Source organism: Nitrospirota bacterium, from assembly GCA_040757595.1.
GTDB lineage: Bacteria > Nitrospirota > Nitrospiria > Nitrospirales > Nitrospiraceae > JBFLWP01.
Genome location: JBFLWP010000004.1, coordinates 128,985 through 146,250, shown reverse-complemented (window position 1 = coordinate 146,250; position 17,266 = coordinate 128,985). Strand labels below are relative to the sequence as shown.

16 protein-coding genes are annotated in these 17,266 nt (G+C 65.9%); 4 read left to right on the top strand and 12 right to left on the bottom strand.

From position 1 onward, the window contains the following. Positions 1 to 184: 184 nt before the first annotated feature. From AB1411_05640 to AB1411_05585, 12 genes are all read right to left on the bottom strand, one after another. Positions 185 to 439: a YgiT-type zinc finger protein gene (locus tag AB1411_05640; protein ID MEW6543075.1), complete on the bottom strand. Its 255-nt coding sequence runs from the start codon at positions 437 to 439 to the stop codon at positions 185 to 187. Positions 440 to 452: 13 nt separating this feature from the next. Further along, positions 453 to 737, bottom strand: a complete 285-nt coding sequence (locus AB1411_05635) for a DUF4258 domain-containing protein (protein ID MEW6543074.1) — start codon at positions 735 to 737, stop codon at positions 453 to 455. A gap of 329 nt (positions 738 to 1,066) precedes the next feature. After that, positions 1,067 to 2,665, bottom strand: a complete 1,599-nt coding sequence (locus tag AB1411_05630; GenBank protein ID MEW6543073.1) for a methylmalonyl-CoA mutase family protein — start codon at positions 2,663 to 2,665, stop codon at positions 1,067 to 1,069. A 17-nt stretch (positions 2,666 to 2,682) separates the two neighbouring features. Beyond that, positions 2,683 to 3,552, bottom strand: a complete 870-nt coding sequence (locus AB1411_05625) for a 3-hydroxyacyl-CoA dehydrogenase NAD-binding domain-containing protein (protein ID MEW6543072.1) — start codon at positions 3,550 to 3,552, stop codon at positions 2,683 to 2,685. A gap of 80 nt (positions 3,553 to 3,632) precedes the next feature. After that, a complete protein-coding gene (locus AB1411_05620) occupies positions 3,633 to 4,814 on the bottom strand; it encodes a thiolase family protein (GenBank protein ID MEW6543071.1) in 1,182 nt (393 codons plus the stop codon). A gap of 66 nt (positions 4,815 to 4,880) precedes the next feature. After that, on the bottom strand, positions 4,881 to 6,020 hold the full coding sequence (locus tag AB1411_05615; protein ID MEW6543070.1) for a dihydrolipoamide acetyltransferase family protein: 1,140 nt from the start codon (positions 6,018 to 6,020) through the stop codon (positions 4,881 to 4,883). Between the two features lie 123 nt (positions 6,021 to 6,143). Then, positions 6,144 to 7,139: an alpha-ketoacid dehydrogenase subunit beta gene (locus AB1411_05610; GenBank protein MEW6543069.1), complete on the bottom strand. Its 996-nt coding sequence runs from the start codon at positions 7,137 to 7,139 to the stop codon at positions 6,144 to 6,146. A 109-nt stretch (positions 7,140 to 7,248) separates the two neighbouring features. Continuing rightward, on the bottom strand, positions 7,249 to 8,238 hold the full coding sequence (locus tag AB1411_05605; GenBank protein ID MEW6543068.1) for a thiamine pyrophosphate-dependent dehydrogenase E1 component subunit alpha: 990 nt from the start codon (positions 8,236 to 8,238) through the stop codon (positions 7,249 to 7,251). A 28-nt stretch (positions 8,239 to 8,266) separates the two neighbouring features. Continuing rightward, complete coding sequence (locus AB1411_05600) at positions 8,267 to 9,031, bottom strand: hypothetical protein (protein MEW6543067.1); 765 nt, start codon at positions 9,029 to 9,031, stop codon at positions 8,267 to 8,269. A 19-nt stretch (positions 9,032 to 9,050) separates the two neighbouring features. Beyond that, a complete protein-coding gene (locus tag AB1411_05595; protein MEW6543066.1) occupies positions 9,051 to 10,037 on the bottom strand; it encodes a fumarylacetoacetate hydrolase family protein in 987 nt (328 codons plus the stop codon). Continuing rightward, complete coding sequence (locus AB1411_05590; GenBank protein MEW6543065.1) at positions 10,034 to 11,155, bottom strand: homogentisate 1,2-dioxygenase; 1,122 nt, start codon at positions 11,153 to 11,155, stop codon at positions 10,034 to 10,036. The genes AB1411_05595 and AB1411_05590 overlap by 4 nt, the downstream gene beginning before the upstream one ends. A 91-nt stretch (positions 11,156 to 11,246) precedes the next feature. Next, complete coding sequence (locus tag AB1411_05585) at positions 11,247 to 11,834, bottom strand: VOC family protein (protein MEW6543064.1); 588 nt, start codon at positions 11,832 to 11,834, stop codon at positions 11,247 to 11,249. A 290-nt stretch (positions 11,835 to 12,124) separates the two neighbouring features. Between AB1411_05585 and AB1411_05580 the strand changes: the two genes are divergently transcribed. The 4 genes from AB1411_05580 (at position 12,125) to AB1411_05565 (ending at position 17,264) form a co-directional block, all read left to right on the top strand. Continuing rightward, positions 12,125 to 12,841 (top strand): iron-containing redox enzyme family protein, encoded by a 717-nt coding sequence (locus AB1411_05580; GenBank protein ID MEW6543063.1) that lies wholly within the window; start codon positions 12,125 to 12,127, stop codon positions 12,839 to 12,841. Positions 12,842 to 12,929: 88 nt separating this feature from the next. After that, on the top strand, positions 12,930 to 13,904 hold the full coding sequence (locus AB1411_05575; GenBank protein ID MEW6543062.1) for a hypothetical protein: 975 nt from the start codon (positions 12,930 to 12,932) through the stop codon (positions 13,902 to 13,904). Next, a complete protein-coding gene (locus AB1411_05570) occupies positions 13,888 to 15,273 on the top strand; it encodes a tryptophanase (GenBank protein ID MEW6543061.1) in 1,386 nt (461 codons plus the stop codon). Before AB1411_05575 ends, AB1411_05570 begins: the two co-directional genes overlap by 17 nt. A 20-nt stretch (positions 15,274 to 15,293) precedes the next feature. Next, a complete protein-coding gene (locus AB1411_05565) occupies positions 15,294 to 17,264 on the top strand; it encodes an acyl-CoA dehydrogenase family protein (protein MEW6543060.1) in 1,971 nt (656 codons plus the stop codon). The last annotated feature ends 2 nt before the right edge of the window (positions 17,265 to 17,266 follow it).

The following is a 17,266-nucleotide window of genomic DNA, read 5'->3' as shown; positions in this document are numbered from 1 at the left end:
GGTTCCGCTCGTCGGCCGGGCAGCACTGCTCCCACAGGACGCGCGGCACCACCCCGAACATGGCGCCCCCGTCCAGCCGGAACCGCCCGTCCGTCACCGGGAATATGTCAAACGCTCCGAGCTTCATGGAAAGCGTCACTCGTCATTGGACGTTCGTTATTCGAGAAAAGAGGAAATTGCGGTCTTACGCGACTTCCTCTGAAAACCGTACGACGGGCACGGTCATCGTCCGTGACTTCCTGAACCCCTTCTTGCTCGAAACCACCTCGGTGAGCCTTCGTCCGACTTCAGCTCGGACGACTTTTTCGCCACATCGGGCGCACACGCCGGCAGGGACATTCTCCACGACGACCAGTTTGCCTTTCACCCAAAAGTCCTGACGTATTTGTCTGCGCTCCATCTTTCCGCCGCACACGTGGCATTTGCCGTAGTCATACATTGGTTTCACCTCTCTACGCCGACTTCAGCGCATACGTTGTGATGAAGAGCAATTTCCCCGTCTCCTTGATCCGACAGATGACTGCTACCCGCCGTCCGTCCGTAGCTGGCCCCACAATTTCGTGCCGAGCGCCGCGTGGATCGCGCGTAAAGCGGCGCCTAATCCTTCCCTTAAGAATAGCATTCTCGATGTCCACAAACTGGAGATCATCATTGGCCATTTCCTCGAAGAAATGGGGAACCGCAAATTCGTACTCCTGACCCCGTACTTTCCTTCTGATGATGTCAATCGTGGCCAATGATCAGATCACTCCTCAGTCCGCCGAACATGGTGCCCCCGTCCAGCCGGAACCGCCCGTCCGTCACCGGGAATATGTCAAACGCTCCGAGCTTCATACCCCTCTCCATCAATCCCCTTCGCGAGCTCACGAAAAAGCCCGTCTTGCGGGTGGCGTCGAACTGGGAGCCCAGCCGCGCGCAACGGAAGGGGAGAGCGGCGCAGAGACTCATGAGCGAAACTCACGCTCCATAAGGTTGCAAGGTGCAGCATGCTGATCAGCCCCCCACGGGGGGATGGATGAAGTGAGCACGGCTGGGCTGTTCGACGACAGGACCCGCTCGGGTCTCATCACAGCACCACCGGCTCGCGATAGGTTCCGAACACTTCCTTGAGCGCCGCGCAAATCTCGCCCAGCGTCGCGCGCGCCTTCACCGCGTCGAGCAGGCAGGGCATCAGGTTCTCGTCGGTCGCCGCCGCCTCCTGCAGCGCCTGGATCGTCCCCGCGGTCCGGTAGGAGTCGCGGGCCTTGCGCAGGTCGGCGAGCCGCGCGATCTGCTCCCGCTCCACCTCCGGCCCGATCTTGAGGATCGGGATCGCCTGTTGCTCCGGCTCGACGTAGTCGTTCACGCCGACGATCGTCCGCTCCTTCCGCTCGACCTCCTTCTGGTACCGTTGGGAGGCCTCCAGAATCTCCCGCTGCGGGTACCCCCGCTCGATGGCCTTCACCATCCCGCCCATCGCATCCAGCTTCCGGAAATACTCCCTGGCCCCCTCCTCCAGCCGGTTCGTGAGCCACTCGACGTAGTAGGAGCCGCCCAGCGGGTCCACCGTGTTGGGCACCTCGCTCTCGTGGGCGATGATCTGCTGGGTGCGCAGCGCCAGCTTGACCGCCTCCTCGGTGGGGAGCGCCAGGGTCTCGTCCATCGAGTTCGTGTGGAGCGACTGGGTGCCGCCCAGGACCGCCGCCAGCGCCTGCAGGGCGGTGCGGACCACGTTGTTCGTCGGCTGCTGGGCCGTGAGCGAGCAGCCGGCGGTCTGGGCGTGGCAACGGAGCTGGCACGAGCGGGGGTCCTGGGGATGGAACCGCTGCTCCATCTCGCGGGCCCACAGGCGCCGCGCCGCCCGGAACTTGGCGATCTCTTCGAAAAAATCGTTGTGCACGTTGAAGAAGAAGGAAAGCTGGGGCGCGAAAGTATCCACGGCCAGCCCGGCCTTCACTGCGGCTTCGACGTAGGTCAGCCCGTCGTAAAGGGTGAAGGCCAGCTCCTGCACGGCGGTCGAGCCGGCCTCCCGGATGTGGTAGCCGCTGACGCTGATCGGGTGCCACTTGGGCACCGCCTTCGTGCAGTAGGCGATCGTATCGGTAATCAACCGAAGATGCGGCTCCGGGGGGAAGAGCCATTCCTTCTGGGCGATGTACTCCTTGAGGATGTCGTTCTGGATCGTGCCGTCCAGCCGGTCGAGGGGAACGCCGCGCCGCTCGGCAACCGCCAGGTACATGGCGAAGAGCACGGCCGCCGGCCCGTTGATCGTCATCGAGGTCGTGACCCGGTCCAGCGGGATGCCGTCGAAGAGCCGCTCCATGTCGTCCACCGAGGAGATTGCCACCCCGCAGTAGCCGACCTCCCCGTGCGCGAGCCGGTCATCCGAGTCCAGCCCCATCAACGTCGGCATGTCGAAGGCCACGCTGAGGCCGGTCTGGCCCCGCTCCAGCAGGTACTTGAAGCGGGCGTTCGTGTCGGCCGCGGAGCCGAAGCCGGCGAACTGACGCATGGTCCAGAGCCGGCCCCGGTACATGGTCGGGTAGACCCCTCGAGTGTAGGGCGGTTCCCCTGGCCGGCCCAGGTCCCGCGTCGGGTCCCAGTCCTTCACATCCTCGGCTGTGTAGACCCGGCCGATCGGCAAGCCCGACAGGGAGGTGAACCGCTCTTTGCGCTCGTCGGTCACGCCTGACGCCTCACGCTTCACGCCTCACGAGAGTAGATATAGAATCCGCGGCCGGTCTTCCGTCCCAGCCAACCGGCCTCCACGTACTGGCGCAGGAGCGGGCAGGGGCGGAACTTGGGATCGTTCAGGTCCTGATGCAGCACCTCGCAGATCGCGAGCACCGTGTCCAGGCCGATCCGGTCGGCGAGCGCCAGGGGCCCGACCGGCTGGTTGGTGCCGGCGGTCATCGCGAGGTCAATGGCCTCCGCCGTCGCCACCCCCTCCTGCAGGGCGAAGATGGCCTCGTTGATCATCGGCATGAGCACCCGGTTGACGATGAAGCCCGGCGCGTCCTTGCTGAGCACGGGCACCTTGCCGAGCCGCTGCGCGACGGCCTCGGCCAGCGCGATCGTCTCGTCCGAAGTCTCGCGGCCCCGGACGATCTCGACCAGGCGCATGACCGGCACGGGGTTCATGAAGTGCATCCCCACGACACGGTCCGGTCGGCCCGAGGCGGCGCCGAGCTGCGTGATCGAGATCGAGGAGGTGTTGCTGGCCAGGACCGTTTCCGGTTTGCAGAGCTGGCCCAGCCGATTGAACAGGTCGGCCTTGAGCTGCCGGTTCTCCGGCGCCGCTTCGATGACCAGGTGGGCTTCCGCCAGATCGTCGAGCCGGCCGGTCGTGCGGAGACGGGCGAGGATCGGTGTGATCCGGTCGGGGGTGAGGGAGCCCTTCTCGACGGCCCGCTTCAGCCCGTCGCGGATCTTCTGCATGCCGGACTGGAGCGAAGCGTCGCTGACGTCGCAGCAGAGGACGCCCCATCCGGCCGAGGCCGCCACCTGCGCGATGCCGCTCCCCATCTGGCCCAGACCGACGACCCCGACGCATGTGATGTCGTCGAGCTTCATTGTGACCTCGTGATGTGTGATGGGTGATGGGTAAGAAGTGAGCGCTTGTGTAAGCCTCACTGCTCATCACGCATCACCGATCACCCATCACGTTCCACGAGCACCGCCAGCGCCTCGCCCCCGCCGATGCAGAGGCTGGCGAGGCCCCGCCGGGCGCCGCGGGCCTCCATCGCGTACAGGAGCGTCGTGAGGATGCGCGCCCCCGTCGCCCCGATCGGGTGGCCCAGCGCGACCGCGCCGCCGTTCACGTTGACCTTCGCCGAATCCAGGCCCAGTTCCCGCTGGACGGCCAGGGAGACGGAGGAGAAGGCCTCGTTGATCTCGAACAGGTCCACGTCGGCCAGCGAGAGCCCGGTCCGTTTGAAGAGCCGTTTGATCGCCTCCACCGGGGCGATCGTGAACCATTCGGGCGCCAGCGCCGCTCCCGCGTAGCCGACGATGCGGGCCATCGGCTTGAGGCCGAAGGCCTGGGCTTCCTCTTCCGCCATGAGCACGAGCGCGGCGGCTCCGTCGTTGCAGGAGGGGGAGTTGCCGACGGTCAGCTTCCCGTCCTCCTGGAAGACCGGCTTGAGCGACCGCAGCTTGCCCAGGTCCGCGCGGTTCGGCTCCTCGTCCTCGGCGACGAGCAGGGGGCCGCCCTTTTTCTGCGGCACCTCCACCGGCACGATCTCCCGCTTGAAGGCGCCGGTCGCGATCGCCTCCTTGGCCCGGCGGTAGCTCTCCAGGGCGAAGTCGTCCAGCTCGCCGCGCGTGAGCCCATACTTGGCGGCGCAGAGCTCGCCGGCGTTGCCCATGTGGAAGTTGTTGTAGACGTCCCAGAGGCCGTCCTTCACGAGACTGTCCACCAGCTCGGCGTGCCCCAGCCGGTAGCCCTGCCGCGCCCGCTCGAGCAGGTAGGGCGCGCGGGTCATGCTCTCCATGCCGCCGGCCACGACGATCCTGGCCTCCCCGAGCCCGATCGCCTGGGCCGCCATGATGACGGTCTTGAGGCTGGACCCGCAGACTTTGTTGACCGTCGTGGCGCCGACCGAGTGGGGAAGTCCGGCGCCGATCGCGGCTTGCCGCGCCGGAGCCTGCCCCAGGCCGGCGGAGAGGACGCAGCCCATCAGGACTTCCTCCACCCGGTCGCCCGGCAAGCGCGCGCGCTTCAGGGCCTCGGCGATCGCGAGGCTCCCCAGCTTGGTCGCGGGGACCGGGCTGAAGACGCCGTTGAAGCTCCCCAGCGGGGTCCGGACGGCGCTGACGATGACTGCGTGGCTCATGGCGTCGCTCGTGAATCGTGAAGCGCCGTTCGTGGTGTTCGCGAGATACGCTTCACGAGGTGCGCTTCACACATACTGTTCCCAGTCACTCTGTTCCAAATACGACTTGACCTTCGACAGGAACTGGTCGGCCGTCGCCCCGTCAATGACGCGGTGGTCGAAGGAGAGGCTCAGGTAACACATGGGCCGGATGGCGATCGCGTCGTTGACCGCGACCGGCCGCTTCTGCACGGCGCCGACGCCCAGGATCGCGATCTGGGGCTGGTGGATGATCGGCGTGCTGAAGAGGCTGCCGCCGCCTCCGTGGTTCGTGATCGTGAAGGTCCCGCCCTGGACTTCCTCCGGGTTCAGTTTCTTGCTCCTCGCCCGCTCGGCCAGGTCGGCCGCTTCCTTGGCCAGTTGGGTCAGGCCCTTGCGGTCGGCCTGCCGGACGACCGGCACGAGGAGCCCCTCCTCCAGGGCCACGGCGATCCCGACGTGGATGTCCCTCTTCAGGACGATGCCCTGATCGCCCCAGGAGGAGTTCAGGATCGGCACGGCCTTCAATGCGCGGGCCACGGCATGGATCACGAAGGGCAGGTAGGTCAGCCCGCGGCCCTCGCGGAACTTGGCGATCCCGGAAAAGTCCGCCTCGAAAAACGTGGCGACGTGGGCCGAGGTCTGGCGGCTCTTGACCATCCGCTCGGCGATGGTCTTGCGCATGGCGGTGAGGGGTAAGACTTCCTCGTGAGACGGGAGACGTGAAACGTCAGAGGTTGCGGCTTCGCTTGGCGCTCCGTGCTGCGCGACGAAGTCCAGAATGTCCTTGCGCGTCACCCGGCCTCCTGCACCCGTGCCCTTGACGAGCGAGAGGTCCACCCCATGCTCTTTGGCCAGTTGCCGGACGGCGGGGGAATAGTGCTCCGGCCCTTCTCCCTGGGGCATCGGCCGGACTACCACGCCGCCGACCCGGTTGACGACCTCGGTCGGGGCTTCACTGTCCAGGCGCGCGAGCACCGTGCCGATGGGCACGGTCTGGCCCTCCTTGACGAGGGTCTCCGTCAGGATTCCGGAGGCGGGGGACGGGATCTCCAGGGAGACCTTGTCGGTCTCCACTTCCAGGAGGGACTGGTCCTTCTCGACCCGTCCGCCTGGCCGGATGAGCCACTTCACGACCGTTCCCTCGGCGATGCTCTCGCCGAGCTGCGGCATGATGATGTCAGGCATGAAACCTCCAGTTTCATGCGGGCGCGAGGTTCGGGGCTCTGGGCGCCGGGTGAAGAAGGGGCCGACCTCTAGCCTCGTGCCACGCACCCCGCGCCTGCGCGAGTCCGCATGCGCGGACTCGCGTCAGTAGGCGGCCAGCTTCCGCGCCGCGGCGACCACGTCGCCCGCCTTCGGGAGGAAGAACTCCTCCAGCGGCGTGCTGAACGGCACCGGCGTGTCCGGCGCCGCGATCCGCAGGATCGGCCCGTCCAGGCAATCGAAGCACTCTTCCGCCAGCAGCGCGGCGACCTCGGCGCCGACCCCGCCGGTCTTGTTGTCCTCGTGCAGGACGATCGCCTTGCTGGTCTTCTTGACCGACTCGAAGATCGTCTGCTTGTCGAGCGGGATCAGCGAGCGGAGGTCCACCACTTCCAGGTCGAGCCCCTCCTGCGTCAGCGACTCGGCTGCTTCCAGCGCGACGTGGACCATGGCGCCGTACGTGATGACCGAGATGTCGCGGCCGGGCCGCTTCACGTCGGCCGTCCCGATCGGGACGACGTAGTCCTCCGTTGGCAGAACGGCCTTGATCCGGCGATAAAGGAACTTGTGCTCGAAGTAGATGACCGGGTTGTTGTCACGAATGGCGGCCTTGAGGAGCCCCTTGGCGTCGTAAGGTGTCGAGGGGGCGACGAGCTTGAGCCCCGGCGAGTGGAAAAACCAGCCTTCCGGACATTCCGAATGGAACGGGCCTCCGTGCACGCCGCCGCCGAAGGGAGCCCGGATGACCATCGGCACCGCGGCTCCCCACCTGTAGTGATTCTTGGCGCCCACCTCCGTGATCTGGTCGAAGGCGCAGGAGATGAAGTCGGCGAACTGCATCTCCACGACCGGCCGCATGCCCATCATGGCGGCCCCGATGGCCGCCCCGACGATGCCGGACTCAGACAGCGGGGTGTCCAGCACCCGCCAGTCTCCGTATTTGTCCTGGAAGCCCTCCGTGATCCGGAAGGCTCCGCCGTAGGGGCCGATGTCCTCTCCCAGGAGAAAGACCCGCTCGTCCCGGGCCATCTCCTCGTCCAGCGCCTCGCGGATCGCCTCCAGGTACGTGACTTCACGCTGGGCCTGAGCTGTCGTGGTCATCGTGACGCTCCCTGTTTCGAAATTGGGGCTAGAGGCCAGTGGCTAGGGGCAAGGGGCTGGGGGCGCAAGCCCTCTTGCCGCGCGCCCCGTGCCTCGCGCCTCATCAGCTTCAATCCGCGAAGACCCCGTCGAGCACTTCCGGGCCTTCCGGCAGGGGACTCTGTTCCGCGAACTCTACCCCCGCTTCCACTTCCTTCTTGACCCGCTCCTCGACTTCGCGGAACAGGGTCTCGTCCCCGTAGCCGAGCCGGGTGAGCCACTGCTCCGCCTTCAGGATCGGATCCCTTTTTTTCCATTCCTCCAGCAGCTCCCGGGGGACGTACTTGGCCGAGTCGTGTTCCGAGTGGCCGTGCATCCGCATGGTCTTGCATTCGATGAACGTCGGCCCCTCGCCGGAGCGGGCGCGTTGCACGGCCCGCTTCGCAGCCAGGTGGACGGCGGCCACGTCGTTGCCGTCCACGATCTCCCCGGGAATGGCATAGGCCTTAGCCCGGTCCACCACGTTCGGGATCGCCATTTGAAGATTGAGGGGAGTGGAGTAGGCGTACTGGTTGTTGTTGCAGAAGAAAACGACCGGCAGCTTTCGAACCGAAGCGAAGTTCATCGCTTCGTGGAAGTCCCCCCGGCTGGTCCCGCCGTCGCCCGTGTTGGTGACCACCACGCGGGGCTCGCCGCGCAGTCTGAAGGAGAGGGCCGCGCCGGTGGCCACCGGATAGTTGTCGGCCAGGTGGCTCACGAAGCCGATGATGCCGCGCTTCAAGTCCCCGATGTGGACGTTGCCGTCCTTGCCCTTGGTCGGGCCGGTGCGCTTGCCCAGGTACTGGGCCACGACCTCGCCGGGCGTGATGCCCCGGACCAGGAAGGCCCCCATGTCCCGGTGATAGGGGGCGATGATGTCGTCCGGTTCCAGGGCCGAGGCGTAGCCGACGGCGACGGCCTCCATCCCGTTGCTCGTGTAGACCCCTCCGACGATGCGGCCCTGACGGTACAGGGCGGTGATGCGGTCCTCCAGCGTGCGTGTCAAACGGAGGTAGTAGTACATCTGCACGAGGTCCGGCCGCTTGATCGTCCGCGCCACTTCCTCGATCTCGACGCCCATTTGGAGCCCCCTTCGTTGTTCACTATTGTCAGAATTCTGGCATATCCCTCCAGGAAAGCAAGGGCTTCTTCGTCGCGCAGAGCGGACACTGATCCGGCTCCCACTGAGGCATCTCCAGGTTGGCCGTGTAGTAGAAGGGGAACTTCGCGGTCAGCTCGGTCATCAGGGGGAATTGTCCGCTGTCGCGGCGGGCGAAGACCATCATGCCGGCGAGAACGCCTCCGGAATCGGTCACCACGCGGCCCAGCTTGCTCACGCAGTTCCCGCGGGTGGTCACGTCGTTCAGCACGACGAACCGCTCCCCCGGCCTGATCGCGCCGGTGGCCACCTCGGTCCCGATCTTTCCCGTGTCCTCGTGATAGGGGGTCAACACCACGCGGAGCCGCATCTTCTCGCGCAGGAGATCCGCCACCCCTTCGGCGAGCAGGTGGGCGTCCGACGCCGTGGCGACGAGGCCGGCGATCGGATCGTGCTGGAAGGTCAACCGGAGCCAGTCCGCCATGTCCCGCTCGATGAGCCTGAGCAACTGGGGGATCCGGGCGATGGAGGCGAACCGGAGATAGGCCGCGGTATGGTGCCCCGAGACCAGCTCCACGTGGCTGTCGAAGAACACCGCCCGTGCGGTCCGCAGAATCCGGTGCACGTCCCAGTCCGAAAGCTTGGAATGGGGGGCATCCCGGATGACGGCGTTCAGCCTGGCTTCAATCTCCGGGCTCTCATAGAGGGCCCGGTGTCGGTCGGCTAGTTGCGCGACCGCCGGATTTGCATGGGTCTCGGTCATCGTGGTGCTCATGCCGAAGCTCCTTGATTGTCTATTTTACCACCCTGGTCCGCAGGACCCCGATGGGCTGGATCTCCAGCTCCACCACGTCGCCGGGGTTCAGGTAGCGGTCCAGTTCGAGTCCGCACCCACCCCCCACCGTGCCGGAGCCGAAGAGGTCGCCCGGATACACGGTTTCGCCGCGCGACACGTGCGCGATCATCTGCGGGAAAGACCAATGAATCGTGCCGAACCGCCCCTTGGACCAGGTCACGCCGTTGACCCGGGCGATCATGGTCAGGCCGTTGAGGTCCGGGATCTCGTCCGGCGTGATCAGACAGGGGCCGATCGCCGTGGCGAAATCCTTGCCCTTGGCTGGTCCCATGCGGCAGGCCATCTCCTGAAACTGGATGTCCCTGGCGCTGAAGTCGTTCATGATCGTGTAGCCGGCGATGTAGGCCGGCGCGTCCCGCTCCGACACGTCCCGTCCCCGGCGGCCGATGACGCAGGCCAGTTCCAGTTCGTAGTCCAGCTTGGCGGTCTCCAGCGGCCAGGGCAGGTCTTCGTCCGGCCCGATGATGGACCGGTGGTTGCCCTTGTAATAGGCGGGGGCCTTGTACCATTCGGGCGGGATCGTCTGCGCGCGCTTCTTGGAGGTGGCGGCGACGTGGTCCTCGAAGGCGATGAAGTCGCGCAGCGAGGGCGGGTTCGGCAGCGGGGCCAGGAGGCGGACGCTCTTGGCCCCGTACCGGATCGTTTCTCCTTGAGGGCCCTGCGCGGCGCCGCCCAGCCGGACGGCGTGGTCGAAGGCCTGCCGCGCCGCCGCCATCGCGGAAGGCCCGCCCTCCAGCAGCTCGAGCATGGAAGCCGGCACCATCGCGTCAGCCAGCCGGTAGGCTTGGGCCTCCTGCTGGTCGGCCAGCCACCGGACCTGGGCCATGTTGAGGTCAACGATCGTCTGCCCGTCCTCGCCGGCCAGGGCTCCGACCCGCGTGAACCGGCCGACCGGCGTCTGCACCTGAAAGCTGACTAGCTTCATCGTCCGCTCCTGTTCTGGTTCCAGCTCTCGGCATATTCCTTCACCTCGACCGATTCCAGCTCGGGGAGCACGGTGAAGGGGTGCCGCGACTCGATCATGACCGCCACCTCGTCCGTGCTGGTTTTGCTCTTGCTCGCCTCGACCGCCTGGGGCTGCGGCCCGTGGTGGATGCCCTGGGGGTGCAGGGTGAGCATGCCGGGCTGGATGCCCGCCCGGCTGAAAAAGCTCCCCTTGTGGTAGAAGAGCACCTCGTCGTAGTCCATGTTCCGGTGGTAGAACGGCACCCGCAGCGCATCCGGATCGCTCTCCAGGGGCCTGGGCGCGAAGGTGGAGAGGAGCAGCCCGCCGGCCTGGAAGGTCGCGTGAACGCTGGGCGGGAGGTGATAGCGCGGGCTCATGACGGGCCGGAAGTCCCGCACGTTCAGCTTGGCCGCCCAGAGATCGCCTTTCCAGCCCACAACGTCCATCGGGTAGAACGGGTAGACGACCTTCGTGTGGTCTCCGTCCCGTTTGATCCGAACTTCCCATTCGCGCGGCTCGCGTGGAGCGTCTGCGACGGGGGACAGCTCCGGGGCCGTGAGCACGCCCGGGTCGAACAGGGCGTGCCGGCCCAGCATGCCTCGGTCGGGTAGTGCCACCGGCTCCGGCGTCTCCACGATCACGAACAGGGATTGGTTCGTGCCGGCGTGCACGCGATAGGTCGTGCCCTTGGGGATCACGACATAGTCGCCGGGCTCGTAAGCCAGCGTGCCGTAGTCCGTCTCGAACCGGCCCTGGCCCTCGTGGACGAAATAGACTTCGTCCCCGTCCCCGTTGCGGAGGAAATAGGGCATGGTCGCCGAGCGGCGGGAGATGAACACGCGCGCATCCTGGCTCCGCAGGATCTCCACGGGCCTTGCGTCAACCGTTCGTTGATCAGGGGCGGGGAGGGCCGCGCAGGCGAACGCCCGGGGCCGAAGGGGGCCCTCGATGCGCACCCAGCCGGTAGGAGGATGGAGCCGGTACAGGTGCGACGCCGGGCCGGTGAACCCACGGCGGCCGTGTTCTTCTTCACACAGGCCCTCGGGAATCCCGACGTGGGCCTGATTGGGCGCATGGCCTTTCTTAATGAGGTACATCGCGGGCCTCCCCCTCGTTAAAGGCGGAAGTATGAAGGCTGAAGGCGGAAGGGATGAGCCGTGCGTTCATCGTTCCGCGTTCGTCGCTGTCTTACGATGCGCGTTTGAAGGTCATGCCCTCGAACGGCAACGGGAGCGTCTCGTAGTCGATGATCGTCCGTTCGACCCCTTGCAACTGGTCCCGCTCGATGTCTTGGTAGAGGGATTCGACGGTTCCGCGGACGAACGTCTTGGATTGCTCGGTTCCGTGCCGGCGTTGGGTGAGCTCGAAGAAGACGCCGCCGCCCGGGAAGAGCGGGTAGGTGAAACGCTGCTTCAGCGGTCCGAACCCGTCCCGTCCATCCTTGATCGGCCCGCTGAACTTCACCCCGTGAGTCTCCCACTCGCGACAGACCGCCTCGATGTCGTCCACCTCGATGGCAATGTGCTGGACCCCCTGCCCGTACTTCTCGATGAATTCCGTGATCTGCGACTTGACGATCTTGTCCCGTCCCTGCATGAGGGCCACCTTGGCGCTGCCGCGCTGCACCACGATCGTGTCCATGCTGGACTTGTCGGTGCCGACATCCCGCGCCGACCAGATCACCTCGAAGCCCAGGACCTTGGTGAAGAGATATTCCGCGGCAGCCAGATTCTCCACGCAGAGGGTGATGTGATCAATACCCGTTGTCCTCTCCATGGTACACCTCCTGCGAAATAGTCGGACCAGGATTGACGGCGGCGCTGCGGGGTCTGGAGCCAAGCAACGCCAGTATAACATAGTTATCGCATCATTCAATAAAAAATTAACATCGTCCGATAGCATTGTATAAATATTTAAATTAAAACGATGGCCAAAGCTAAATTGCGCCGAAAAATTTACGCGATCTCTCAACGTAAAAATAAATGTTGCCGGAATGATGTAAAAAGTATATTATTGTATTGGCTTTACGGCCTTGGCGCGGCGGCCGGTCTGGCAGGAGGTGGGCCATGTCCTTCTATGAGGAAATGCGCGGGTACGTGCTTTGCCACGGAGCCATCAACAATCCGTACCTGGATCGCTTCAAGACCGGGGCGCTCACCGATGAGGACCTCCGGCGGTTTGCGGCGGAGTTCTACAACTTCGCCCGGTTCTTCCCGAGAATCCTGGTTTCGCAGCTCGTCAACACCGAGGACGAGGCGGTGGCCGATGAGTTGACGAAGGTCCTCTATTCGGAACTGGGCGACGGCCGCATCAGGAATCGCCACGAGCTGCTCTATCGGGACTTCCTGCGCTCGATCGGCGTGGACGTCCACGAGGCGATGACCCGCCCCATGCTCCCCTCCACGAAGGCCTACATCGACGGCATGGAGCGGCTCTACAGCGACGGCAACCACGCCAAAGCCCTCGGCGCCTCCTTCGGCCTGGAGAACATGGCGATCACCATGTGGGATCATCTGATTCCGGGCCTCTCCCGTCTCAAGGCGGAACGGCACCCGCTCATGGACATGACCTACTTCACCTTTCACCGGCAGCTCGAGGCCCAGCACGAAAAGGCTATGGAACAGGCCGTCGCCGCGGTGGAGGGCGCGGACCGCGCCGCCGGCGGGATGACGGAGCAGGAGAGGGCCGACTTCCGCCTGGGCGTCAAAGCGGTCCTGGACTACCTGGAAGGCTTCTGGATGGGGCTGGAGCGGAAGAGAGCCCGCGCGACGGAAGCCGCGTGACGCCGGAAGCCGGCGCCACGCCCGTTCTCCACAACTTCTCCGCCTGATTCTCCCAACTATGGTATCATCGCGCTCGCGCGAGGGCAGGATGCTGGAGAGTGCGGCCTATCTCGAAGAGGTCAAGCGCCGGTATCGCCTGAGCAGCGATTACGCGCTGGCCGAGAAGCTGGGCATCGCCCAGCCGGAGGCCAACCTCCTGCGCCGCGGGCTCAAGGTGCCCAAGCCCGAGCTCTGCATCAGGATCGCCAACCTCCTCGAGAAGAATCCCGTCGAGCTCCTGCTCATCGCCCAGAAGGACAAGGCGCCGGCCCAGGCCAAGGAATACTGGAAGCTGGCGCTCACCGCCGTGGACGTGATGCTGCACGTCCCCAAGACCCCCAAGTACATCCCCCAGAAGGTCGAGGCGATCGGCCGCGAGCTGCGGCAGCTCGAATCGCAGACCTTGACCTACGAAGGGGCCGCCGCCAACGCCGAGGCGGTCCGCCTGATGGAGACGGCGGAGCGGTCGGTGGACGCGATCATGGAGCGCTGGAACATCTGGAAGAAGGGCGAGGCGCTCTATCCCAACTACCTTCTGGCCAACCAGGCGGCGGTCCGCCGCAACGTGATGATCCGTCGCCTGCTGGTCCTGACCGAGACCCAGATGCGGCAGCCGGCCCTGGTGGCTGACGCCGTCCAGGTGATGGAGGATCAGCGGCGGGCCGGGATCAAGATCTTCTACGCCTTTCGGGAGGAGCTGGCCCGGTCGCCCATGTTTCAGCGTCTGGAGCAGGACTTCCGGAAGGAGGGCGCGGCCCAGGACCTCAACGCCGCCATGTTCGACGGGGAGATCCTGATCTTCTCCCGCGCCTACGGGCAGGTGCCGCTCGGCGTCGTGGGCACGCCCACCCCGATCACGATGATCAGCCAGCTCCAGATCACCTGGAAGCCGGAGCTGATCCGGGATCTCAACCCCGCCCCGCTCTTCGACATGACCCGCTACGTGTTCGAATACGAAGACGCCAAGGGCTTCAAGGCGCAGTTGGCGCGATTCAAGGGCGCAACCCATGAAGTTCCCGTCTGAACCGTTCAAGATCAAGGTCGTGGAGCCGATCAAGCGGACGACGCGCGAGGAGCGCGAGCGGCTGCTGAAGGAGTCCGGCTACAACCTCTTCCACGTGCCGGCCGACAGCGTGTACGTGGACCTGCTGACGGACAGCGGCACCTCGGCGATGAGCGACAACCAGTGGGCCGGCCTCATGCTCGGCGACGAGTCTTACGCCGGCAGCAGGAACTACTATCACTTCGAGGAGACGGTCCGCTCGATCTTCGGCTACAAGCACGTGATCCCCACGCACCAGGGCCGCATGGCCGAAAACCTCCTGTTCTCCACGGTCGTCAAGGCGGGCATGGTCGTGCCCAACAACATCCACTTCGACACGACCCGCGCGAACGTGGAGCATCAGAAGGCGGAGGCGGTGGATCTGGTCATCAAGGAGGCCTACGACCCGCACAAGGAGCTGCCGTTCAAGGGGAACATGGACCTGGGCCGGCTGGAGGACGCGATCAACCGGGTGGGGCGCGAGCGCATCCCGCTGGTCATGCTCACGATCACGAACAACAGCGGGGGCGGCCAGCCCGTGTCCATGGAGAACGTCAGGCAGACCCGCGCGCTCGTGAACAAGTACGGCATCCCGCTGTTCTTCGACGCCTGCCGGTTCGCGGAGAACTGCTTCTTCATCAAGGAGCGGGAGCCGGGCTACGCGGACAAGCCGATCATCGAGATCGCCCGCGAGCTGTTCGGCCACGGGGACGGCTGCACCATGTCGGCCAAGAAGGACGGGCTCGTGAACATCGGCGGGTTTCTGAGCCTGAACCACGACGGATGGGCGCAGGGCATCACGAACATGCTGATCCTCGTCGAGGGCTTTCCCACCTACGGGGGGCTGGCGGGCCGGGACCTGGAGGCCATCGCGCGGGGGCTCAAGGAAGTGCTGGAGGAAGAGTATCTCCGGTTCCGGGTCAGCCAGGTGCGCTACCTGGGCGAGCTGCTCGAAGGCGGGGGCGTGCCGATCCTGAAGCCGGTCGGCGGCCACGCGGTGTACTTGAACGCGAAGGAATTCCTCCCGCACCTGACGCAGGACCGGTATCCCGCCCAGGCGCTGGCGGTGGCGCTGTACCGCGAATACGGCATCCGCGGCGTCGAGATCGGCACTGTGATGTTCGGGAAGAAAGACCGGGCCACCGGCCGGACGGCGCATCCCGAGCTCGAGATGGTGCGGCTGGCGATCCCCCGACGGGTGTACACGAACATGCAGATCACCTACGTCGCCGAGTCCATCATCGAGCTCTACCGCCGGCGCGACCGGATCGCCGGCCTCAGGATGACCTACGAGGCCCCCGTGCTCCGCCACTTCACCGCGCGGTTCGAGGAGGTGCCGCCGCGGGTATAGCCGCCTGGTCGGGTCGAGCCATGTCGGAACTCCTCCCTGGACTGGAGAAGCTCGAGGAAGCGCGGGAGCGGATGGCCGCGCCCAGCTTCATGGCCGGGCTGTTCCTCGGGCGCCCCGACTTCACGCTGCTGCTCCCGCCGGAGGAGCCGGCCGAAGAGCGGGAGGCGGAAGCGGCCTATTGCGTGCGGATCGAGGCCTTCCTGCGGAGTCAGGTCGATCCGGAAGAGATCGAGCGGACGGGAAAGATTCCCGACACGGTGCTCCGGGGTCTGTTCGATCTGGGCGCGTTCGCCCTGAAAATCCCCAGGGAATACGGAGGCCTCGGCTTCTCGTACACGACCTACGGGCGCGTCCTCACGCTGATCGCCGGGTGGAGCAACAGCCTGGCCCTCACCGTGGCGGTTCCCCAGTCCATCGGCATCGCGATGCCGATTCTCCTGTTCGGCAACGAGGAGCAAAAGAAGATCTACCTGCCGCGCGTGGCGCGGGATGCGGTCTCCGCCTTTGCGCTGACCGAACCGATCACCGGCTCCGACGCCGCGAACGTCCAGACGGAGGCGGTGCTCGACGAGACCGGCGCGCAGTTCACCGTCAACGGCGAGAAGCTCTGGTGCACGAACGGCCCGCTCGCCCGCTACGTGACGCTGATCGCGCGCGTGCCGGCCAGACGGGAGTCCCGCGGCGGCGGCCAGGTGTGGATTCCGGTCCCCGCAGGCAAAGCCGCGGACGACCGGGTGCACACGGCCTTCATTCTCGACATGACCGCGCCGGGGGTGACCGTTCGCCAGCGGTGCCAATTCGAAGGCTGCCGCGGCATCGAGAACGCGCACATGACCTTCACGGACGTGCGGATTCCCGCGGCCAACGTGATCGGCGAGGTCGGGAAGGGCCTGAAATACGCGCTGACCATTCTCAACGTCGGCCGCGCGGTCAGCATCCCCGCCATCTGCCTCGGGATGGCCAAGCAGGCCTGGCAGCCCACGCTGGACTGGGCGAACTCCCGCGTCACGTTCGGGAAGCCGCTGGGGGAGCGACAGACCCAGCGCATGCGGGCGGGCCGGATGGCGGCCGCGCTCTTCGCCATGGAAGCGTTGGCTACGCTCGTATGGCGCATGGCGGATCACAAGAGGGGCGATATCCGGATCGAGGCCGCCGTCGCCAAGATGTTCTGCTCCGAAAGCACGATCCAGTTTCTGAAGGACGCGCAGACCCTCTTCGGCGGCATGGGCTACGAAACGGCCGCCTCGAAGCGCCTCCGCGGCGAGCCGGCCTTTCCGATCGAGCAGCTCGTCCGGGACGCCGAGATGTACCGCATCGGCGAGGGAGCGACCGACATCCTGCGGCCGTTCGTCGCCAGGGAAGGGCTCAACCAACACCTCGACCGGGCGAAGCCGTACTTCGCGGCGCGGGCGACAAGCGGTGCCAAGCTGGGCGAGCTGCTGAAGCTCGTCCGTTTCTACCTTCCCTGGTATCTCAGCCAGTGGAGGCGGCGTCCCCTGCCCGATCGGGCTGAGCTGCGCCACCCCAAGGTGCGAGGGTATCTGGCCTACGTCGAGCGGGAGAGCCGGCGTCTGGCCCGGGCGATCTTCTACGCCATGGCGCGGTATCGGGCGGCATTGCGAGACGATCAGGGCCGGCAGAACCGGATCGAGGCGGTCGGCGAGGACCTTCTGGCCATTGCGGCGACGGCTCTCTCCGCCGAGTCGCGGGAGCGCACGGACGGAGACGCGACGGGGTGGATGCTGGCGGACGAGTTCTTCCGACAGGCCCGCGAGCGGGTGGATCGTGCGGTCCGCGGACTGCTCTGCAATGACGATCACGTCCCTACCGGAATCGGCGGGCAAGCCGTGCGCGGCGCCTTTGCCTGGCTCTCGCGCGGGATCATCCGCCGCGGCCTCGGCGAGTACGCCCCTTCCGAAACTCAGGGAAACGCGGAGCCCCCCGGCGACTCCGCCTCGCGCTCGGACAGCCGGCCGAGGGTGTCTGCCTGATT